The organism is Nonomuraea sp. NPDC050556 (assembly GCF_044457355.1).
Taxonomy (GTDB): Bacteria; Actinomycetota; Actinomycetes; order Streptosporangiales; family Streptosporangiaceae; genus Nonomuraea.
In genome coordinates, this window is sequence record NZ_JBITGU010000005.1 from 380,691 (window position 1) to 401,186 (window position 20,496).

At 68.3% G+C, this 20,496-nt stretch carries 18 protein-coding genes; 2 read left to right on the plus strand and 16 right to left on the minus strand.

Annotated elements, in window-relative coordinates; all coding sequences use genetic code 11:
- Positions 1-2: 2 nt before the first annotated feature.
- The 14 genes from ACIBG8_RS44040 to ACIBG8_RS44105 form a co-directional block, all read right to left on the minus strand.
- Positions 3-1,445: a S10 family peptidase gene (locus tag ACIBG8_RS44040; protein ID WP_397349231.1), complete on the minus strand. Its 1,443-nt coding sequence runs from the start codon at positions 1,443-1,445 to the stop codon at positions 3-5.
- Positions 1,435-2,667 (minus strand): enolase C-terminal domain-like protein, encoded by a 1,233-nt coding sequence (locus ACIBG8_RS44045; RefSeq protein WP_397349232.1) that lies wholly within the window; start codon positions 2,665-2,667, stop codon positions 1,435-1,437. Before ACIBG8_RS44045 ends, ACIBG8_RS44040 begins: the two co-directional genes overlap by 11 nt.
- On the minus strand, positions 2,654-5,623 hold the full coding sequence (locus ACIBG8_RS44050; RefSeq protein WP_397349233.1) for a hypothetical protein: 2,970 nt from the start codon (positions 5,621-5,623) through the stop codon (positions 2,654-2,656). Before ACIBG8_RS44050 ends, ACIBG8_RS44045 begins: the two co-directional genes overlap by 14 nt.
- Positions 5,623-6,432, minus strand: coding sequence for a carbohydrate ABC transporter permease (locus ACIBG8_RS44055; protein WP_397349234.1), 810 nt, complete (start codon positions 6,430-6,432; stop codon positions 5,623-5,625). The genes ACIBG8_RS44050 and ACIBG8_RS44055 overlap by 1 nt, the downstream gene beginning before the upstream one ends.
- A complete protein-coding gene (locus ACIBG8_RS44060; RefSeq protein WP_397349235.1) occupies positions 6,429-7,256 on the minus strand; it encodes a carbohydrate ABC transporter permease in 828 nt (275 codons plus the stop codon). Before ACIBG8_RS44060 ends, ACIBG8_RS44055 begins: the two co-directional genes overlap by 4 nt.
- Before the next feature lie 11 nt (positions 7,257-7,267).
- Entirely contained in the window at positions 7,268-8,530 is a 1,263-nt protein-coding gene (locus tag ACIBG8_RS44065) for an ABC transporter substrate-binding protein (RefSeq protein ID WP_397349236.1), read from the minus strand.
- 15 nt (positions 8,531-8,545) lie between these two features.
- Positions 8,546-9,250, minus strand: a complete 705-nt coding sequence (locus tag ACIBG8_RS44070; RefSeq protein ID WP_397349237.1) for a FadR/GntR family transcriptional regulator — start codon at positions 9,248-9,250, stop codon at positions 8,546-8,548.
- Between the two features lie 347 nt (positions 9,251-9,597).
- Positions 9,598-10,320 (minus strand): hypothetical protein, encoded by a 723-nt coding sequence (locus ACIBG8_RS44075; protein WP_397349238.1) that lies wholly within the window; start codon positions 10,318-10,320, stop codon positions 9,598-9,600.
- Between the two features lie 11 nt (positions 10,321-10,331).
- Complete coding sequence (locus ACIBG8_RS44080) at positions 10,332-10,856, minus strand: DUF305 domain-containing protein (RefSeq protein WP_397349239.1); 525 nt, start codon at positions 10,854-10,856, stop codon at positions 10,332-10,334.
- A complete protein-coding gene (locus ACIBG8_RS44085) occupies positions 10,853-11,710 on the minus strand; it encodes a lytic polysaccharide monooxygenase (RefSeq protein WP_397349240.1) in 858 nt (285 codons plus the stop codon). Before ACIBG8_RS44085 ends, ACIBG8_RS44080 begins: the two co-directional genes overlap by 4 nt.
- A 93-nt stretch (positions 11,711-11,803) precedes the next feature.
- Complete coding sequence (locus ACIBG8_RS44090) at positions 11,804-13,141, minus strand: flotillin family protein (protein WP_397349241.1); 1,338 nt, start codon at positions 13,139-13,141, stop codon at positions 11,804-11,806.
- Positions 13,142-13,235: 94 nt separating this feature from the next.
- A complete protein-coding gene (locus ACIBG8_RS44095; RefSeq protein ID WP_397349242.1) occupies positions 13,236-14,675 on the minus strand; it encodes an SPFH domain-containing protein in 1,440 nt (479 codons plus the stop codon).
- A gap of 12 nt (positions 14,676-14,687) precedes the next feature.
- Positions 14,688-14,828, minus strand: a complete 141-nt coding sequence (locus tag ACIBG8_RS44100) for a hypothetical protein (protein WP_397349243.1) — start codon at positions 14,826-14,828, stop codon at positions 14,688-14,690.
- A gap of 93 nt (positions 14,829-14,921) precedes the next feature.
- Positions 14,922-15,596: a hypothetical protein gene (locus tag ACIBG8_RS44105; protein WP_397349244.1), complete on the minus strand. Its 675-nt coding sequence runs from the start codon at positions 15,594-15,596 to the stop codon at positions 14,922-14,924.
- Positions 15,597-15,695: 99 nt separating this feature from the next.
- On the opposite strand from ACIBG8_RS44105, the gene ACIBG8_RS44110 reads away from it, so the two are divergent.
- Both ACIBG8_RS44110 and ACIBG8_RS44115 read left to right on the plus strand, forming a co-directional pair.
- Positions 15,696-17,666, plus strand: coding sequence for an NAD(P)-binding protein (locus ACIBG8_RS44110; RefSeq protein ID WP_397349245.1), 1,971 nt, complete (start codon positions 15,696-15,698; stop codon positions 17,664-17,666).
- Positions 17,663-18,514, plus strand: a complete 852-nt coding sequence (locus tag ACIBG8_RS44115; RefSeq protein ID WP_397349246.1) for a PrsW family intramembrane metalloprotease — start codon at positions 17,663-17,665, stop codon at positions 18,512-18,514. The genes ACIBG8_RS44110 and ACIBG8_RS44115 overlap by 4 nt, the downstream gene beginning before the upstream one ends.
- Here the strand turns inward: ACIBG8_RS44115 and ACIBG8_RS44120 are convergent.
- Both ACIBG8_RS44120 and ACIBG8_RS44125 read right to left on the minus strand, forming a co-directional pair.
- Positions 18,447-19,397, minus strand: a complete 951-nt coding sequence (locus ACIBG8_RS44120; protein ID WP_397349247.1) for an acyltransferase family protein — start codon at positions 19,395-19,397, stop codon at positions 18,447-18,449. The two genes, ACIBG8_RS44115 and ACIBG8_RS44120, sit on opposite strands and share 68 nt — an antisense overlap.
- 38 nt (positions 19,398-19,435) lie before the next feature.
- On the minus strand, positions 19,436-20,371 hold the full coding sequence (locus ACIBG8_RS44125; protein ID WP_397349248.1) for a HEAT repeat domain-containing protein: 936 nt from the start codon (positions 20,369-20,371) through the stop codon (positions 19,436-19,438).
- Between the last annotated feature and the right edge of the window lie 125 nt (positions 20,372-20,496).

Consider the following 20,496-nt stretch of genomic DNA (forward strand, 5'->3'; position numbering starts at 1 on the left):
ACCTAGCGGGTGACGAAGGCCGCCAGGTCGGCTGACTGCCGGAGGCGGCTCTCCTCGTGGACGTACATCATGTGGCCGGCCTCGTAGTACTTGAACTCGATGTTCGCCGCCAGCTCCTGCGGGATCGCCAGCTGGGCGAACGTGTGCTCGGCCGCGTAATACGGGGTCGCGCCGTCGTGGTAACCGCACGCCACGTGGACGCGCAGGTGGTGGTTGTCGCGCATGGCCGACGCCAGCTTGCTGGTCACATGCACGTGCGCGCCCTCGAACTCCTTGTACGACCACGGCTGCACGCGGCCGGTGAGGATCTCGTACGGCAGGTCGTTGCTGTAACCGAGCTCGGCGTGCACGTAATGGTTGAGCGCCGCGCTGTACGGACCCATGATCGCGCTCATGCTCGGGTCGCGCTCGAAGTGCTCGCGCCCGCTGTCGGCGTCCCAGCCGGTGAACCGGCCGTCCAGGCGGCCGACGATCTGCCGGCGCGAACGCAACAGCTCGGTGAAGAACCGCACGTGCTCCAGGCGCAGGTTCACCCGGTCGACGTAGTCCTCGCTCAGGCCGGTGAGCCCGGCGACCTTGGCGACGGCCGCGGCCCGCTCCTCGGCGGTGAGGCGGCTGCCGCGCGACAGCGCCCAGAGGTAGTCGCGGGAGGCGTACTCCTCGGCCTCGCGCAGCACGTCGGCCAGCGGCCGGTCGCCGTGCAGGCCGTGGTAGTGCGCAATCGCCGCGTAGGTCGGCAGGTAGAGCACGTAGCCCAGGTCGTTGCCCGGGTTGAAGTCGCCGGTGATGAAGTCGAGCACCGAGGAGATCAGCATCAGCCCGTTGAGGTACATGCCGTAACGCGTCTGCAGGTGGTCGGCGAGCGCGGCCGCCCTCAGCGTGCCGTACGACTCGCCGGCCAGGAACTTGGGCGACATCCAGCGCCCGTTGCGGCTCGTCCACAGCCGGATGATCTCGCCGACCGACTCGATGTCGCCGGTGAACCCGTGGAAGGGGTCGGCCTTCTCGCCCTCGGCCGCGCGCGAGAACCCGGTCGAGACGGGGTCGATGAAGACCAGGTCGCTCTCGTTGAGCAGCGTCTCGTGGTTGTCCGCCAGCGCGTACGGCGGAGCCAGCAGGGCGCCCGCGTCGCCCATGACCACCCGGCGCGGCCCGAGCACGCCCAGGTGCAGCCACACGCTGGACGAACCCGGCCCGCCGTTGAAGGCGAAGGTGACCGGCCGCTCGGCGGGGTCGGCGCCGTCCAGCGTGTAGGCGGTGACGAAGACCTCGGCCTTGGCCTTGAAACCGTCGAACTTGCCGTCGGTGAAGCTCTCCTCGCGCAACACCACCCGGCCCGTGGTGGCGGTGTATCCGGCCCCGGAGGGCAGCGTGTGCTGCGTGGTGACCAGGTTGTCTGCCGGCTCTGCGGGTTTGGTTTCTACCTCTTTAGGGTCATTCGCCATAAACAGAGATTATGGTCGGGTCGGCAAACCGTTCGTTCGGTACTTGGGCATACCAACCCGGCCGCCCGGGGTCGCGATCGTAGGGATAGCCGCCCACCTCCCGATAGAACTCGGCGTAGCGGGCCACTCGCGACGGGTCGAGGCGCACGCCGAGCCCCGGCCCGGTCGGCACCGCGATCTTCCCCCCTGCATATGGGAGCTTCCCGCCGACGATCACGTCGTCGCGCAACTGGTGGTAGTGCGCGTCGGCGGCATACGTGAGGTTCGGCAGCACGGCGCCGAGGTGCAGCATCGTCGCCAGCTGGATCCCCAGCTCGCCGGAGGAGTGCACCGCCACCCCGAGCTGGAACGTCTCGCACACGCCTGCCGCCTTCACGCACGCCCTGATCCCGCCCCAGAACGTGGTGTCCAGGAGCACGACGTCGGCGCCGCGCCGCAACACGTTGGAGGCGAGCTGCTCGAAGTTGACCACCACGGTGTTGGTCGCCAGCGGCACCCCGACCTGCTCGCGCACCAGCCGCAGCCCTTCGAGGCCGAACACCGGGTCTTCCAGGTAGTCGTTGTTCAGCCCCTCGATGGCCTTGCCGAACCGCAACCCCTCGCCCAGCGACAGCACCGCGTTGGGGTCGTAACGCAGCCGGTCCTCGGGAAAGGCGTCGGCCAGCGCCCGGTAGCACTCCAGCTCGTAGGCGGGCGGGAACACCCCGCCCTTGAGCTTGTGCACGGTGAACCCGTGCCTGTCCTTGAGCTCCCGCGCGTGCTCGACGAGTTGCGAGGGGGTGCGGATCTCCTCGTGGTCGGCCGAGCCGTACCTGAAGAACAGGTAGGACGCGAACGGCACCTCGTCGCGCACCTGGCCGCCGAGCAGGTCGTAGACCGGTACGCCCAGGTGCTGGCCGACGAGGTCGAGGCAGGCGAACTCGATGGCGGCCAGCAGCTGGGTGCGGTTGTTGTACAGCGAGGCCGTCGGATTGGCGATCTTGAAACGCAACGCTTCGAGCTGGAAGGGGTCGTGGCCCTTCAGGTACGGCATGAGAGCGCGGAAGCCCGCCTCCGCGCTCTCCCCGCCGCCGCCCATCTCGCCGAGGCCGACCAGCCCGTTGTCGGCCTCCACCTCGACGATCGTCCTGACGAAGCGCCCCCAGTGCGCGCCGTTGCTGTGCCGCAACGGCGCTTCCAGCGGCACGGCGACCGTCGTGGCACGGATGTCAACGATCTTCACAGAGCCCCCAAACGGCGGCCACCCCGCACGCGGGCAGCCTGACCTTCACCGATCCGTCCCGCACGTCCGCCTGCTCGGCCCCGGCGGCGAGACCCGCGCTGACCTCGGCCTCGCGAAGACCACGCAGGTGTACGGTCACCTCCACCGGCTCGGCGGCGAACGACTGCAGGCGCACCACCGTGCGCTCGCCCGACCTGCCGATCGAGGTGATGTGCACGTCCTGATGGTCCACCGAGGCGTTGGACGCGGTGGCGGCAGCCGTACCCTCGCCCGTGGCCAGGATGCCCACGAACGGGTCGGTCAGCCCGGCCGCGGTCGCGGCGCCCAGCCGCCGGCGCGAGACCCCGGCAGCCGACGACACCGCGTAGCGGAACGTGGTCTCGCCCTGCTGTTGCGCGGGGAAGTTGGTGTCCCAGATGTTGTTGAGCGCCCAGGAGTACACCGTGCCCGGCTCCTCGTCGAGCGTCGGCGGGAAGGGCGCGTACGGCATGTGGATGGTGCCGAGCTGCACCAGCGGCGCCTCCAGGGTGGCCCAGGCGACGGTCAGCTCGGGATCCTCGAAGGCGATCCAGTGCCTGATCGGCAGCATGTACGCAGCAGAGCCCGGCACGTGCGCCACCGCCGAGCCGCCGACGCCGCCGGTGAGCTCCCACTCCGCCTCGCCCTCCGTCGAGAGCGGGAAGGCCAGGAAGATCGCCTCCTTGGCCGGGGTGCCCTGCTTGGCGAGCTGGTAGCGCAGGTCGAGCCTGGGCACGCCGTAGTGCAGCTCGATCGTGGTGCGCAGCCAGTCGACGCCCTTGCCCTGGAGCTCGACGACGAGCTTCTCGCCCACGGCGGTCCTGGTCGCCTTGATCAGCGCGGCGTTCCTGGCGATGGCGCGGTCGCCGAGCAGCGTGCGGTCGTGCGCGCCGACGTGGCCGGAGAGGTGGTTGAAGTGGGGGGCTGTGGCGTAGCGGTCGTAGACGTACTGGCCGAAACCGGCGGCTGCGTCGAGGTTGACCAGCTCGCGTCCGGCCACCTTGTCGAAGATCGACCGGATGTAGCCTTCGCGGAGGTCGTAGGTGACGCGGTAGAACTCGTTCTCGATGACCGGTTCGTGGGCCAGCTCGACAGGGCCTGTGGCGGGGGAAGCTGCTTTTTCCACGTCAAGTCGTACATGCCCCATGCCGGGGACGTCCCTGACGACCGCCTCCAAGTGCCGCCCGATCGGGCGGGTCGGCCAGTCGTCCGGATCCACCAACTCCTCGTGATGGGGGATCCACTCGCCTGTTCTGGCGTCGATGAGGACGATCGGCACGTCCACCGCGATGACGTCGCGCGGCAGGAACATCCTGACCACGTCCGTCCTGGCCGCGCTCGCCGGGTTGAAGACCACGAAGGACTCGCCGCCGAACGTGTTCCCATAACGCCTGGCCGCCGCGTGCAGCAGGTCGGCCGCGTCGTCCTGCGCCTGGTAGGCGCCCGCCGACTTGCGCGTCCACTGCAGCCCGCCCGAGTCGCCCGCCTCCTCCGCGTCCTCCCACGGGTTGGCGGCACCCCAGGTGTGCTCGTTGAACAGCGCCACCTTGTCGTAGGCCGCGTCGATCTCCTCGGTCGCGTCGGCGCCAGCCAGCGTGTGCAGCGTCTCGGCCGCGCGCAGCGCCCCCTGCGCTCGCCGTACATAGCCGAGAGGACGCGCGCCGGAACCCAGCCCGTCCGCCCACCAGTCGGTCCAGTCGCCCTCGTGTACGGCGAGCCGGTCGTAGTGGGTCCGCTCGATGTGCTCGAAGAAGTCGCTGTTGACCGCGCTCCTGAGCTTGGGGAAGGCCCACTGCTCGTTCCACTGCTTCACGATCCGCGCCGGGATGATCGACGGGCCCGCGTTGTCCGCGTGCGCGCCCTGTACCCGCAGGTGCAGGGCGTCCAGCTCGTACGGCGCCTTCGGCGCGTCAGGGCCCTGCCAGCCGAACGTGCCGGGACCGTACGGATAGGACCGGTCGGAAAGGGCCAGCAGGTAGCGCGGCAGCAGGTCGTCGGCGAGCTCGTAGGAGTCGGTCAGCCCGACCGTGTTGCCCTCCATGTAGGCCATGCCGTGCGGGGTGTCGGTGAACCAGACGATCAGTTCCTTGCCGCTCGGCGCGCGCCACCTGAACGGCCTGGTCAGCTTGTCGCCCCCGTGCAGGTACGGCACGCTGCGCCCGGCCCAGTTGTGCGCGGCGGCGAGGTAGCGCACGCCCGCCGCGTTGAGCGCGTCCACCAGGCCGACGACCGCGCCGGGGACGTCGGTGTGCATCGCCGAGCGGGTCGGGAACTCCTTGGTGAAGCGCAGCTCGCGGTAGAGCTCCTCGGTCGAGCACGCCTCGGTGTGCAGCTGGAACGGCAGCGCGGTGACCTCGATGAGGCCCTCTTCCACGCGCGCCCTGAAGGCGTCCACGACGTTCCGCGGCCTGGCCTCCAGCCATCTGAGCGCCGGATACGACGACTCGACCGTCCAGCGGAACTTGGCGTCGTCCGGCCAGTCCTCGGTCTCCTTCGTCAGGCGCAGTGCCGCGTCGAGGTAGTCGAGATGGTTCCTGAGCACGGTCCCCTGCGGGTCGGTGTAGCCGATGTCCAGGTGCGAGTGGTGCACGACGAAGACGCTCCACTTACGCTGCGGCGTGACGAGCACCTCGGCGGTCTCACCACCCACGTGCAGCGTGAACGGCGTCGGCGCGGACACCTCCGGCACCAGGAACGTGGCGTCGGCCCCGCGCCGCACCTCCTCGCCCAGCGTGATCTCCAGGTCTTCTGGGAGCAGTCCCGTGCAGGAGACCCGCACCGCCTGGCGGCCGTCGTGGGTGAACAGCGGCAACACGGAGACCCTGACCTCCAGCCCCCTGACCGAGATCACGGGGGTGGAGGTGTCGTGGCGCAGAGCTTGGCGGATTCCGTCGTAGTCGGGGGAACCGAGGCTCGGCTGCAGCAGCCGACTCGTCATCAGACACTCCCTAGGGACAGGCCTCGGGCGAAGAGGCGCTGGGTGGCGAGGAACAACACGACCGTCGGCAGCGACACGACCAGCCCGGCCGCGAGGCCGACGGGCACGGGGGTGCCCGCGTAGACGTCGGTCATCAGCCCGGCGAGGGCGGTCATCACCGGGCGCACGCTCGACGTCTGCGTCAGCGTGATGCCGAAGATCAGGTCGTTCCAGATGAAGGTGAACTCGAGGATGAAGACCGCGGCCAGCGCGCTCCTGGCCAGCGGCAGGTAGATCCGCCAGAAGATCTTGAAGGTGGAGGCGCCGTCCATGCGTGCGGCCTCGAAGATGGAGAAGGCCACGCCGGTGAAGAAGTTACGCAGCACGAACGCGGCCAGCGGCACGCTGATCGCCGTGTAGACGACGATCATGCCGAGCCGGTTGTCGTAGAGGCCCAGGTCGGCGTAGGTGACGAAGAGCGGCACGAGCAGCATCTGCGACGGGAAGATCGTGCCGCCGAAGATCAGCAGGAACCACCAGAACCCGCCCCGCAGCCGGAGCACCACGATCGTGTACCCGGCCATCGCCCCGATGAGCACCCCGACGAGCGGCGACACGATGCTGTAGAGCGCCGTGCTGGCCAGGCTGTCCGACAGGTTGGCGCTCTCCCACGCTTTGGCGAAATTTCCTATCAACGAGAAGTCCGCCGAAGGAATCCATGCTTTGGCGGGATCGTAGGAGGCGGCGGGCCGGGAGGCGTTGACCAGGAGCAGGTAGGTCGGCCCCAGCCAGATCAGGCCGAGCACGACGAGTACGGCACGCCGGATCATGTGCGCACCTGCCTGCGTAGATAGAGGTAGGAAGCCAGTCCGGTGACCACGGTCAGCAGCACCGCCACGGCCGAGCCGTACCCGTAGTTGTTGGCCACGAACGTGTCGCGGTACATCGTCACGGCCAGCGTCTCTGAGTTGCGCCCAGGACCGCCCTGCGTGGTCACCCACACGATGTCGAACGTCTTCAGGCTCGCCACCAGCGCCAGCCCGACCACCACCGCGGTCAGCGGCGCCATCAGCGGCCAGATCACGTGCCTGAACAGCCGCCACCCCGACGCGCCGTCGATGCGCGCCGCCTCGATCGGCTCCTTGGGGATCGACTGCAGCCCCACCACGAACAGCAACGTGTTCACGCCGAGCTGCTGCCACGTCCAGACCAGCAGCATGGCGAAGGTGTTGTGCGGCTCCTCCTGCAGGAACGCGGTGTCGCTGCCGAGCAGGAGGTTGGCCACACCGCCGTGCGACAGGATCGGGCTCCAGACGAGCCCGAGCCCCGCGCCGCTCAGGGCGTACGGCAGCATGAACGGCACGCGGAACCACGCGCCGCCCTTGATGTCGTACGACAGGACGGCCACCAGCAGGCCCAGCCCGACCGGGAGCACCATCGTCCCGACCACCCAGAGCAGGGTGTTGCGGGTGGAGGTGAGCAGGGCCGGGTCCTGGAACAGCTTCGCGAAGTTTCTCAGGCCGACCCACTCCGGGTCGGCCAGGCCGTCGTACTGGGTGAGGCTCAGGTAGCCCGTCCACACGAACGGCGCGTAGAGCAGCCCGGCCACCAGCAGGACGGCCGGAGCCACGTAGCCGGACCTGAACCTCCCCATGAGGGGAACTCTCACTGGTGCGTGCTCCAGTACTCGTCGGCCGCCTTCTGGATGTCCTGCAGCACCTTCTGGTAGCTGTCCGGCTTGGTGACGAACAGCCCGAATCCGTCCAGCGCGGCCGTGAGGATCGGCGGCGGGGTGGCCTCGAAGTAGCGGTTCACCAGGCGGTACTTGCCTGAGCCCGCGTCCTTGGTGATCTGGCCGAGCGCCTCGTCCTTGATCTCCACCTTGGGGTTGGCGCTCACGTCCCCGCGGGTGGTGGCCCACGTGCCCTGCGCCTCGGCGCCGGTCCACCACTTGAGGTACTTCTCGCTCGCGGCGGGGTCGGGGGCCTTGGCCAGCGAGCAGAGCGGGCCGCTCTCGAAGATCACCGAGGTCTTGGGGAGGGCGGTGTTGACGTTGGGGATGACGAAGAAGCCGTAGTCGGTGCCGGCCTTGAGGTCGCGCTGGGTCATGCTGGTGTTGAACCAGGTGCCGAACGAGACCATCGCCGTCTTGCCGCTCTTGAGGCCGTCCGCCGGATCCGTCTTGTCACCCGGGTTCGCGAAATATCCGGCGTCGATCATCGACTTCCAGCGCTCCATCACCTGGACCACGCCCGGATCGGTGTACTTCGCCTTGCCTGTGGACAGCTTGTCGTACAGGTCGGGGTCGGTTCCGGCGAGGAGCTGCTCGAACCAGATGAAGGAGAACAGAACGGACGTGTGGTAGAACGCCTTCACGTTGTTCTGCTTGAGGGTGTCGGCGACCTTGATGAGCTCGTCCCAGGTCGTGGGGGGCTGCAGCTTGTACTGGTCGAAGGTCTTCTTGTTGTAGAACATGCCCCAGTAGGCGACGTTCATCGGGACGCAGTACTGCTTGCCGTCCACCGTGTAATAAGGGGCCAGGTCCTGGGAGAGGTCGCCGTTCTTGATGGCCTCCTGCCACAGGGTCGTGGTCTCGGCCACCTGCTTCTGCTTGACGATCTCCTCGAGCATGCCGCCCGTCTGCCAGGTGAACAGGTCGGGCTTGACGTCGGTTCTGAAGGAGGCCTTGATGAAGGCCTGGTACTGCGCCGAGTCCGTGTAGCCGACCGGCTTCATGTTCAGGCCGATCTGCTGCTTCGACTGGACGCCCATGGACTCGAAGAACTTGGTCCACGCGCCCTTGTCGTTGTAGAGCGTTAATTCAGTCTTCTTAGGAGCTTCTGCGGCTTTGTTTCCGCCGCCTCCGCATGCGACCAGCGAGAGGGAGAGTGCTGCCACGCAGAAGGTGGCCATCCGCGACCGGGTCATACACCGGCCTCCTGTTCACTTGGGGGGTTCTTGCAGCCTTTGCTCGATGACGGTCTTGACGTCGACGAGATGAGCGCGCATGAGCTCCTCGGCGGCGCTCGCGTCGCGCGCCTCGATCGCCTGGAGGATGGCCAGGTGCTCGTCGTGGTCGCGGCGCCGGTCGTCGAAGATGCGCAGGATCTCGCGCTGCTCCGAGGCGTGGGCGGTCAGCAGCGAGTCGACGACCTCGTCGAGCACCTGGTTGCCCGCTGCCTTGGCGGCGGCGCGGTGGAAGGTCATGTTGGCGTCGTGCAGGACCGCGTCGTCGCCGCGCAGGTGGTTGGCCGCTTCTTCGAGGAGGGCTCGGAGCGTGGCCCTGTCCTCGTCTGCGGCCCTTTGTGCTGCTAGGGCGGCGAGAGGGGGTTCTATGAGGATGCGGGCGTCGAGAAGTTCCAGCAGCTGGGCGCCGGGCATCGCACGCATGTTGGGGTTGGGGAGGACGATCCGCTCGATCGCGGCGCCCACGTAGAGGCCGGAGCCGTGGCGCATTTCTATGGCGCCGGTGGCTTCGAGCCTTCTGAGGGCTTCTCGGAGGGTGGGGGTGGTTACGGCGAAGCGTTGGGACAGTTCCCTGGTTGAGGGGAGCCGGTCGCCTGGCTTGTGGCCGCCTTCTCGGATGAGGTCAAGCATGCGCTCGGTCAGAGCGTCGGAGAGGCTCGGCCTGGTTACATCCGTCGACATATCAAGTCATCTAATCACCTAACCTCCCATCCGTCCATCACACCCCGATAACGGTCCCCGTGAGCCCACCCACCCTCATCACGGGCAGGCCACTTTCAGGGGATGCCCCACATCACGGGCTCGCCTCCCTAAGGCCATGGACACCGCCGCGGATCACGGCGCGCGGCATCACGGCGCACGGCATCACGGCGCGCGGCATCACGGCGCGCGGCATCACGGGCGTAGGCGCTGAAGCCCCTCCCCCTGAGGGGCTTCGCGTTGCATGAAGGAGGTCAGCGCGCGCAGGCGGGCACTGCCAGAGGTGGCCAGCCACAGCAGGACCAGGGGCGGGCGGTGAGGGGGCCTTGTTAGGAGACCTTGGAGGAGGGGGCGGTCCAGGTGTTGCAGGAGCCGGGCTTGCCGCTCGCGTAGCCCCTCTTGGCCCAGTACACGCGGTTGGTTGTCCTACCCGCGTGGGTCTTGTAGCGGTTGAACTCCTTGGGCCTTGTCAAAGTGAACACCTTTGGCCAGTCGCTCACCGGGCGGCCCAGGGACTTCATCGACACACCCAGCAGGCAGTCGCCCTGCATGCCCAACCGCCGGTCCTGCTCGGAGCTCTGCTTCTCGTTGCCCCCTGCGTCCAGCGCCCAATACGCCTCGCCGATCCCGCTCTGCCCCAGCACGACCCCGCTGTACGCCGCCGCGATACCCACGAACATCGGCAAATCGCTCTTCGCCTTCGTCCAGTCGTCGGCTAGCCGGACGTTCACCGCGATGTCACAGGCCACGGCGTACGAACCGGCGATCTCCATGCCGGTATAGCAGTAAGTCCTGTCCTTGGTGATCTTGGCGGCTACAGGCTTGAAGTCGGTGATCGCCTTCTTCCATGCCTTGTTGAGACAACTCACCAGGTTCTTCGCGTACCTCTCCGAAGAAACACCCTTCAACGCGCACTTCACCCTCGGCAGCTTCGCCGCCTTGTACAACGCATTGCTCGTGAGCTCCGGAGCACCCTTGACAGGCTCGGCTGCAGCCGTACCGGAAAAAACCACCATCGCCGCAGCAGTCGCCACAAAGGCGCGAATCATCATGAAGCGCGATGCTAGCGCTTCCCCAGATCGAGCAGCAGCTTGATCTGTGCCTTCCTCGACGCCTCCACCTGCCGCGCCCACTCCTTCACCTTCGGACTCGCCCCCTGAACGACCTCAGCCGTCGCCATCTGCACCGCGTCGTCCTGATGGGCCACCAGCAGGTTGATCAGATCCCGGTCGAACTGCTTCGACGTGCGCAGCGCAGCGATCTGCTTCCGATCCGTCTCCTTCAGCCCGCCGTGGTGAGCGTGCGACTCCGACGGCGCGGTGAGCGGCTGCTCCCACTCCATGAGCCACCTGTTCATCGTGGTGACCTCGTCGATCTGCGTGGTCTCGATGGCCGCAGCCAGCGTCCTGAGCTCCGGCGACTTCGCCCGCGTCCGCGCGAGCTTCACCATCTCGATGCCCTGCCTGTGGTGCGGCAACATCATCTGCAGGAACATCACGTCGTCGGCGTTGACCGGCTCCTGGCTCGACCGAGCAGCCCCGCAGCCGACAAGCAGCAGGGCGCCCAGCATCAAAGCCAGCAGTCTCATGTGCGGCGCCACAGGGCGGGGACGTTCGGCGGCTCCCAGCCGGTGATCGCGGTGTGCGGCTGTATGCACTCGTAGCCCAGCCCGGCGTAGGTGACCCGGTCACCGGCCTTGTAGGCGGTACCGGCCGCCCATGTGCCGCTCGGCTGCGTGACGGTCGGGGTGGGCGACGGTGTGACCGTGGGCGTCACGGTCGGGGTGGGCGAGGGTGACGGCGAGGGCGAGGGCGAGGGCGAGGAGCCGCCGAAGTCGACGTCCGAGCAGGTGTAGAAGGCCTCGTTGCTGCCGACCACGCGCTGCCAGATGGAGTAGAGGATGTGCCGCCCGGAGCGCTGCGGCAGGTTGATCGTCCAGTTGGTGAACGTGGTGGGGTTCTGGTTGTTGAACGTCTTGATGGAGACGAGGTCCGACCACTTGAGGGGCATGGTGGGGTTCCACCCGTCCCGGGTGATGTAGAACTCGAAGTTGCTGTTCGCGTGGGGTGCGGTGGCGTGGTACGTCAGGGTGAAAGCGCCAGGCCTGACGCTGGTGGCCGGCCAGTCGGCGCGCTGGAGGTCGAGGCCGCGGTACTTGTCGCGGCCCGCGCTGCAGAGCTTGCCGTCGGGGATGAGCTCGCGGTGACGTCCGCCCGCGTCGAGCAAGGAGACCTCGTTCCAGTCGTAGAACGCCTGGGTGCCGCCCGCCGCGACCGCCGCCTTGCAGGCGTCGGACTTCGGCGTTTCAGGCCCTTCGTTCTTGCATACGTAGACGCGGCTCGGCGGGTTCGACATGGTTCCGTGCGCGTTGGCTGCTCCCGCTGGGAGCAGGACTAACGCCCCGGTGATCGCGGCCGTAACGGCGAGTGTGCTCTTTCGCACGTGGAGCTCCTGGGGGGTGAATAAAAAGGAAACCTTCCTAAGAGTTAATGACCCCTACCCACCCCAGTCAAGCAATTGCAGGAGCTCCAGGCCTCAGGCTGGCTCGGCGCCGTTGGGGGTGACCACCTCTGGAGGTACGGCGGGCGGAGCCAGGAGGGCGCGCGCCAGGTTGAGTCCGGTCCCGCCGAGCGTGAGGATCTTGGCCAGCGACTCCTCCACCCCCTGGGCCCCGTTGAGTATGACCATGTGGTCGACGTTCCCGAACGCCTTGGCGCCCGCCTCGACGATCTCCGGCCACTTCTCCGCGAGCTGCTGCGCGACGACCGCCTCCTGGTTGACCGCCAGCGCCTCGGCCCTCGCCTTGATCGCCTCCGCCTGCGCGAGGCCCTTGGCGCGCGCCGCGTCCGCCTCGGCCATGCCGCGCAGCCGTACCGCCTCCGCCTCCGCCTCGCCGCGCAGCCTGATGCCCTCGGCGTCCGCCTGCGCCCTGGCGACCTGCGTGCGCCGGTCCGCCTCGGCGAGCGTGACCTTCTGGTACGCCTCGGCGTCGGCCGGCTTGCGCACCTCGGCCTCGAGCCGCTTCTCCGCCAGCATCGCCTCAAGCTCGGCCGCCGTGGTCTGCTGCACCACGACCTCCTGCTTGGCCGTGGCCTCGGACAGCGGTCCCGCCTGCTGGGCCTTGGCCTGCGCCCGGTCCATCTCGGCCTGGTATCCGGCCTGCTGGATCCTGGCTTCTCGTACGGCTGCCGCCTTCTTGATCTGCGCCTCCTGCTCGGCGGCCGTCGCCTCCTGGTCGCGCTGGGCCTCGGCGGTCCTGGCCGAAGCCGAGACGGCGGCGGCGTGCGGCCTGCCGAGGTTGGTGATGTAGCCGGTGCCGTCCTCGATCTCCTGGATCTGCAGCGAGTCGACGATCAGCCCGAGCTTGCTCATCTCGTCGGCCGAGGAGGTGCGGATCTCGTTGGTGAGGGCGTCGCGGTTGATGATGAGGTCCTCGACCGTGAGGTTGCCGATCACCGAGCGCAGGTGCCCGGTGAAGAGCGTGTGGGTCTTCTGGTCGACGGTCTTCTGCTGGTCGAGGAAGCGCCTGGCGGCGTTGGCGATCGACACGAAGTCGTCGCCCACCTTGTAGATGACCACGCCTTTGACGTGCACCGGGATGCCCTGCTTGGTGACGCAGCGCACCTCCAGCTCCGAGGCCCGGCTGTCCAGCGACAGGCGGCGCGCGGTCTGGAACCCGGGAAGGACGAGCGCGCCCTTCCCGGTCACGATCTTGAAGCCGAGCGAGTCGGCGGTCTCCTTGATCCGCCCGCGGGCGCCGAGACCGGAGATGATGATCGCTTCGTTGGGCTCAGCCACCCGCCAGATGAGCTTGAGCACCACGACGGCGACGAGGACGATGGCCGCGATGGCGGCCGCGAGCACGAGATCCATGGCGAACTCCTGAGAGGTCACAACGACGGATATTCAATGCCGACCAGACTTCCCGGCTCACCAACTCCGAAGAGTACGCCGATTTAGCTTGATATCAAGACTTCTCTTGTACCGAGCCGTTCTGGCTGAGCAGGGTCCTGGCGAGGTTCACCCCGGTGCCCCCCAGGGTCAGCGCCTTGGCCAGCAGTTCCTCGATGCCCTGGGCGCCGTTGAGCACGATCATGTGGTCGATGTTGCTGAACGCCTTGGCTCCGGCGCCGACGATCTCCGGCCAGTTCTCGGCGAGCTGCTGGGCGATGACCGCCTCCTGGTTCTCGGCCAGCGCCTCGGACCGCGCCCTGATGGCGGTGGCCTCGGCCAGACCCTTGGCCTGCGCCGCCTCGGCCTCCGCCAGGCCCAGCGCCTTGGCCGCCTCAGCCGCCGCCAGGCCCTTGGCCTTGGCCGCGTCCGCCTCGGCGATGCCGCTGACGCGGGTGGCCAGACCGGCCGCCTCGCCGCGCAGCCGTACTGACTCGGCCTCCGCCGCGGCTGCCTGCTTGACCTGGGAGGCCTGGGCGACGGCGCGCAGCTCGGTCTCCCGCGCCTCGGCCTCGGCCTGGGCGATCCTGGCGTCGCGCTCGGCCTGCGAGAGCGTGACGGTCTCGTACGCCTTGGCGTCGGCGGGCTTGCGCACCTGCGACTGCAGCCGCTGCTCGGCGAGCTGCGCCTCCAGCTCGGCCGCCCTCGTCTCCTGGACGACGACCTCCTGGCGCGCGGTCGCCTCGGACAGCGGGCCCGACTGGCGGCTGGTGGCCTGGGCGCGGTCGATCTCGGCCTGGTAGGAGGCCTGCTTGATCTGCGCGTCGCGCCATGCCGCCGACTTGTTGGCGGCCGCGACCTGCTCGGCCTCGGTGGCCTCCTGGTCGCGCTGCGCCTCGGCGATGCGGGCGGCGGCCGAGACTGCCGCGGCGTGCGGCTTGCCGAGGTTGGTGATGTAGCCGGTCTCGTCCTCGATCTCCTGGATCTGCAGCGAGTCGACGACCAGGCCCAGCTTGCTCATCTCGTCGGCGGCCGACGCCCTGGTCTCGCCGGTCAGGCGCTCGCGGTTGAGAATGAGGTCCTCGACGGTCAGGTTGCCGATGATCGAGCGCAGGTGGCCGGTGAACAGCTCGTGGATGGCGCCGTTCATGAACTCCTGCTGGTCGAGGAAGCGCCTGGCCGCGTTGGCGACGGAGACGAAGTCGTCGCCGATCTTGTAGATCACCACCCCGCGGATGTTGACCGGGATGCCCTGCTTGGTGACGCAGGAGACCTGGAGGTTGGCGGCGCGGCTGTCGAGCCTCAGCCTCCTGGCGTTCTGGAAGCCGGGCAGCACCGCCGTACCCTTGCCTGTGATGATCTTGAAGCCGAGGCTGTCCGCCCCCCGGGCGCCCAGGCCCGAGATGATCAGTGCCTCGTTCGGCTCGGCGACGCGCCAGACAGCCTTGAAGAGCAGGATGAGGATGACGAGGGCGGCGAGGATGCCGCCGCCCGTGATGAGAAGTTCGGGGGACATCGCCGACCTCCGCTAGATCATTGCGCGGGCCACATAGATCGTTCTGGGCGGAAAGTACTCCACCACGACCACGATCGTGCCGACGGAAATCTCCTCGTCCGGAAGCGTCGCATGCGCGTAGAAGGCCTCGGCTCCCCCGCGGACCGGGACCATCACCTCACCTACCAGGCCAGGTCCGATCTTCCCCGTGACCCTGCCCTGCTTGCCGACCAATTGTTCACCCCGTCGTCGATCGCGACGCTACTCCTACTTCACCACTTGCGACAGTCTTGCGTAGGCTTGTCGGGTTTGCTCGCCTAGGTTCACTACTTTTCCGATAACGACCAGACTCATCAGAACGTTCCGGTATCTGACGGCTGATGAACCGATCTGTACGCCGTTGGCGGTCGTCTGAAAAGCCTGTGACGCATCACCCAGGTGGGGCAGTTTGATGCGCTTGGTGGTGTACGTCACGGACGTTCCATTGACCGTGGCCCGATAGGACGAGCAGGCCGGGTCGAGCGGCTGCGGCAGGTTCGCCATCCCGTCCGGCAGGATGACGAGCGCCTGGGTGACGGACCCCTTGGCCGAGGCGTACGAGACGACCGCGGTCGGCGCGTCCTTGGCCCTGGTGGCGTCGAGCTGGCCGGCGGTCGCGCACTGCGGCTTGTCGAAGGTGGCCTCCCGCATCGCGGCCAGCCCGGTCTTCGTGGCCTTGAGCGAGCCGAACGCGCCGCTCTCCGGGCCGTAGACGACCCGCATGCCCTTCGGCGCCGCGATCAGCGCCTCGCCCAGCCTGCGCGCCTCTCCTGCCCGGCTCGGAGAAGGCGTGGGAGCGGGAGCGGCGGCCTGCCCGGCCGAACACCCCGAAAGCGCCACGATGCCGATACTTATTACCGAAATAGCCTTTTTCATCTTTTCCCCATTTGACGGCGGAACCATTTCCGAAAACGCTAGGGGAACTTTCCTATTCGCGTAAATGTTTCTCGTCATACTGCGCGCCCCGAGGTCGCATTTCCGCCTCCTTGTGATGATCGCGCCATGGAGATCAACCCGCGTCGGGCACGCGAACTCGGCATGGGCCGCCCCATTACGCGCCGCGACTTCTTCGACGGCGTCGCCATGGCCGCCGGAGCGGCGGCGCTGGGCGCCGCGGCGGGCTGCGGTCCGGGCTTCAACAACTCCGAGACCGGCGTAATCGGCACGCCGGGCCTCGAGGTGCCGACCGACGTGACGTTCCCGCCGACGCTGCACGGGCTCCAGGGCAACACCGCGTCCGCGCTGAGCGTGCCGCACGCGCTGCGCGACGACCGCTTCTGGCAGTACGTGGGCTCGCCCCAGTCGACCGGAGAGAACTACGACCTCGTCGTGGTCGGCGGCGGCATCAGCGGCGTCTCGGCCGCCTTCGAGTGGCTGCGGCTCAACCCGAGCGCGCGCATCCTCATCCTGGACAACCACGACGAGATCGGCGGCCACGCGCGGCGCAACGAGTTCACCCCGCGCGGGCGCAGCGGACCGCTGATCGGCTACGGCGGCTCGCAGTCCATCGAGGCGCCGTCGGTGTGGACGCCCGAGGGCAAGAACCTGCTCAAGCAGCTCGGCGTCGAGGTGCAGAAGTTCGAGAAGTACTTCGACCAGAAGCTCTACGACAAGCACAAGATGTTCGACAGCGTGATGTGCGACCGCGAGACGTTCTCCACGGAGAAGCTGATCCGCTACACGCCGGGCATCAAAGCAGAGGAGTGGGTGAACCAGCTGCCCATCGCCCCTGAGGCGCGCAAGGACCTGCTGATGCTCTACACCAACCCGCCGGACTGGTTCCCCGGGCTGACGCAGGAGCAGAAGGAGGACAAGCTCGCCGCCCTGACCTACTCGGGCTTCCTCAGGAACGTCTGCAAGGTCCACCCGGACGTCGAGCGGTTCTGCAGGACCATGTCGAGCGACGAGTGGGCCTACGGCACCGACGCCTTCGGCGCGATCGACGCCTGGGGCAGCGCCGACGGCTGGGACTACCCGGGCTTCCAGGGGCTCAAGCTCAACGGCGACAAGGCGTCGAAGTACAACTCGCCCAGCATGAAGAAGGAGTGGGACGCCGACGACGCGTACATCTACCACTTCCCCGAGGGCAACCAGGCGCTGGTGCGGATGATGGTCGGCCGGATGATCCCCGGCTTCTCCAGCTCCACCGACATGGACGGCATCACCACGGCCAGCTTCGACTACAGCAAGCTGGACCGCGGCTCCAACCGGGTGCGCTTCCGCCTGTCCAGCCCCGTGGTGTCGGTCGAGAACGACGGCAGCCCGGACACCGCGAGCACGGCGACAGTCGGCTACTTCGACGGCCACCAGATCAGGACCGTGCGCGCCGGCGCCGTGATCATGGCTTGCTGGAACATGGTGATCCCCTACCTGGTCCCGGCGCTCCCGCCGGAGCAGAAGACCGCGATGCACCAGGCGGTCAAGATGCCGCTGTTGTACGCCATGGTCCAGCTACGCAACTGGGAGGCCTGGCAGAAGATGGGCATCAACCACACCAGGTGGACCGGCGCCTACTGGTGCGTGTCCGAGCTCGACTACCCGGTCAGCATGCCGGGCTACGAGTGCCCCAAGGACCCGAGCCAGCCGATCAACGTGCACATGATCGCCACCCCGTGCCAGCCCGGCATGTCCCCGTCGGAGGGCGCGGTCGCCGGGCGGCACGTGCTGCTCAAGACGGACTACTCCTACATGGAGTACACGATCCGCGACCAGCTCACCCGGTTGCTCGGGCCGGGCGGGTTCGACCCGGGCAAGGACATCGAGGCGATCACGGTGAACCGGTGGGGACACGGGTACGCGCCCGAGTACTGCCGCCCGTGGAACCTCTTCTACCCGGACGGGCCCACGCCCGCCGACGCGGCGCGCAAGCAGTTCGGCCGCATCGCGATCGCCAACTCGGACTCCATCCCGGCGGCTTACGCGGACGCCGCCATCACCGCCGCCTACCGCGCCGTCGGGGAGCTGTCGAAGTGAAGACCTGGCTGAAGATCTTCCTCATCGGGCTGGCGCTGTGGGCGGCGACCGTCGCCGTCACGGCCTGGACGGAGAACACCAACCTCGTACCGACCGTGGTGCTGCTCGGCAGCTTCCTGGTCCCCGTGACGTTCGTCGTCTGGGCGTACGGCAGGCACAGGTCGCAGGAGGTCACCGTCGAGCTGCTGTTCACCGCGTTCGTGGTGGGCGGCGTGCTGGGCGTGCTCGGCGCCTCGATCCTGGAGAGCTGGCTGCTCAAGCCGTCCCTCTGGACGTATGTCGGCGTGGGCCTCATCGAGGAGGGCGTCAAGCTCCTGGCGCTCATGTTCGTCACCAGGCACCTGACCAAGCGCACCACGAGGGACGGCCTCGTGCTCGGCGCGACCGTCGGCTTCGGCTTCGCCGCCTTCGAGAGCGCGGGCTACGCCTTCAACGCCCTGTTCACCAGGGAAGGGCTGTCGCTGTCGCAGGCCGTCGAGACCGAGGTGCTGCGCGGGCTGCTGGCGCCGCTGGGCCACGGCCTGTGGACGGCGATCATCGGCGGCGTGCTGTTCGCCGGTGGCGGCATCACGGTCCGGCTGGTGCTCACCTACCTGGGCGTCTCGATGCTGCACGCGCTCTGGGACTCCATGCGCGGCCTCGCGATCGCCCTCACGCTGCTGTTCACCGGCAAGTCGTGGCAGTTCGACGCCCTGCGCATCGGCCAGGTGCCACAGGCGACGAACGGCCAGGTCAACCTCTATACCGCGCTCGACTGGATCGGCCTGGTGGTGATCTCGGTCATCGCCCTGATGTGGTTGCGCTCCATCGACCGCTCAGCACGGCACGGGGTTCCACGGCCCACCTGAAGACGGCGCGGACCGGCGGCGTGCAGAGCAACGTCGCCACCACGACGCCGAGCACGACAGAGAGCGGCACGCCCAGCTCGAACCGCTCCGCTACCTTCACCACGAAGCCGTGCAGCAGGTAGGCGTACATGGTCGCGGCGCCCAGCCCGCTGAACCACGTCCTGCGGGCGGGCGTCACGGCCAGGAACGCCGCCACCAGCACCGCCCCGACCACCAGCAGCGCCAGCCTGACGAGGCTCCCGGCGAGGTCGTCCACCCCGATGGCCGCGTTGGACTGGCGCCACCTGATCCACTCCGTGGGCACCATCGTGTGCACCCGGAGCGCGACGACCGCCCCCACCGCGAGCACGACCGCACCGGCGATCCTCCACCTGCGCAGGCGCTCCAGGTGCTCGGGCCGGAGCACCAGCCCGGCCACGAAGAACGGCAGCAGCCCCAGCGTGCGGTTCATGGACAGCTCGTCGGGCAGCGCGACCGTCCCCGCGGCCAGCGACACGACGACGGCGATCGCCAGCGGCCGGCGCACCTTCGTCCACAGGGGTGTGGACAACCGCCACAGCAGCAGCGACATCAGGAACCAGGTCAGATAGTACGGATCCAGGAGAGACAGCTCGAACTTCCCGTACAGCAACAAGCGCGGCAGCGAGTAGGCCACCTCGAAGATCACGTACGGCACGCCGAGCGCCACGAGCAACTTCCCCGCGTCGGGCCGCGCCCCCGACAGGTAGCCGCTGAGCACGATGAACAGCGGCATGTGGAAGAGGTAGACGTAGAAGTAGAGCGCGTGCGCCACCGGGTCGTCGCGCAGGTCCTCCACCAGGTGCCCGCACACGACGAGCACGATGGCCAGATACTTCGCGTTGTCGAAGTACGGGTCTCTCACAGCCCACGCACCCTAGCCGGACGGCGTGGAACGGCTGACTAACCTTGGGTGACCTCCCGGTGAAACCGTGCCCTGGCCGCGTCGAGCGCCCTGATCCGCACGTCGGGATGCGGGTCCAGGCACAGCTGCTCGATGAGCTGTCCGGCGATGACGAGCCGGCTGCGGATGAGCAGGTCGGCCAGTCCGGCCCGCACGCCGGGGTTCGGGTCGGCGGCCGCCGCCACGATCGCCTCGGTCTCCTGCCCTGCCCTGATGAGCGCGGCCAGCGCCGCCCACCGCACGTGCGGCGCCGGGTCGCGCAGCGCCTCCAGGCAGCGCCGCTGCCAGCTCGGCGCCTCGATGGCGGCCAGCGTCCTGACCGCGTCCATGCGTAACTGCTCGCGCGCGTGCCCGAGCAGCGGGCCGACCTCGCTGGCCGCCAGGTCGCGGATGTCCTGGTTCTTCGCCGACAGCCGCCCGAGCGACGCGCGCGCGGCCGCGGCCGCCCACCTGCCGTCCCAGGTGCCCTTGCCCAGCGCGGCGACCAGGGCGCGCACGACCTCGTGGTCGGGGTGGCGCAGCTCGCCCAGCGCCTCGGCGGCGTCGCGGGACAGCCGCAGCTCGCGGAGGAAGTCGAGCAGCCGGTCGCGCACGGCGTCCGGGTCTGTCCTGCCGATGGCCCTGATCACCCGGCCGACGAGCCACTGCTCGTCGTGGTCGAGCAGCTGCGCCAGCCGTACGGCGGTCACGGCTCCCGGGCCGCCGACGCGCTCCATGGCGCGGACCGCGTCCCAGCGGATCATCACGTCCTCGGCCATCAGCTCGAGGTCGAGCACCCGCAGGAGCCTGGCCCGCCAGCGGGCGGCCACCTCGGGCTGGTGGCGCAGGCGCGGCCAGAGCGTGCCGAGCCCTCTGACGGCCTCGCGCCACTCGAAACGGGTGGCCGGTCCGCGTTCGAGCACGCGGACGTAGTGCGCTATCTGCGGCTCGCTCACCGAACGGTCGCGATGGGGGTGCTTCGACCGGGAATTCATCTCGCGACTTGCCCCACTAATCACGGTAATCGTCGGGGTTCTCCCCTGCGCCGGAACCTACATCGGTGCTAGTCTCCTGTGCGATC

Coding starts and splice junctions, on each gene's coding strand:
- ACIBG8_RS44055 (WP_397349234.1), bottom strand. CDS start 6,432: ATGATCCGGCGTGCCGTACTCGTCGTGCTCGGCCTGATCTGGCTGGGG.
- ACIBG8_RS44065 (WP_397349236.1), bottom strand. CDS start 8,530: ATGACCCGGTCGCGGATGGCCACCTTCTGCGTGGCAGCACTCTCCCTC.
- ACIBG8_RS44070 (WP_397349237.1), bottom strand. CDS start 9,250: ATGTCGACGGATGTAACCAGGCCGAGCCTCTCCGACGCTCTGACCGAG.
- ACIBG8_RS44110 (WP_397349245.1), top strand. CDS start 15,696: ATGGAGATCAACCCGCGTCGGGCACGCGAACTCGGCATGGGCCGCCCC.
- ACIBG8_RS44105 (WP_397349244.1), bottom strand. CDS start 15,596: ATGGTTCCGCCGTCAAATGGGGAAAAGATGAAAAAGGCTATTTCGGTA.
- ACIBG8_RS44040 (WP_397349231.1), bottom strand. CDS start 1,445: ATGGCGAATGACCCTAAAGAGGTAGAAACCAAACCCGCAGAGCCGGCA.
- ACIBG8_RS44050 (WP_397349233.1), bottom strand. CDS start 5,623: ATGACGAGTCGGCTGCTGCAGCCGAGCCTCGGTTCCCCCGACTACGAC.
- ACIBG8_RS44060 (WP_397349235.1), bottom strand. CDS start 7,256: ATGGGGAGGTTCAGGTCCGGCTACGTGGCTCCGGCCGTCCTGCTGGTG.
- ACIBG8_RS44090 (WP_397349241.1), bottom strand. CDS start 13,141: ATGGATCTCGTGCTCGCGGCCGCCATCGCGGCCATCGTCCTCGTCGCC.
- ACIBG8_RS44080 (WP_397349239.1), bottom strand. CDS start 10,856: ATGAGACTGCTGGCTTTGATGCTGGGCGCCCTGCTGCTTGTCGGCTGC.
- ACIBG8_RS44100 (WP_397349243.1), bottom strand. CDS start 14,828: ATGGTCCCGGTCCGCGGGGGAGCCGAGGCCTTCTACGCGCATGCGACG.
- ACIBG8_RS44095 (WP_397349242.1), bottom strand. CDS start 14,675: ATGTCCCCCGAACTTCTCATCACGGGCGGCGGCATCCTCGCCGCCCTC.
- ACIBG8_RS44075 (WP_397349238.1), bottom strand. CDS start 10,320: ATGATGATTCGCGCCTTTGTGGCGACTGCTGCGGCGATGGTGGTTTTT.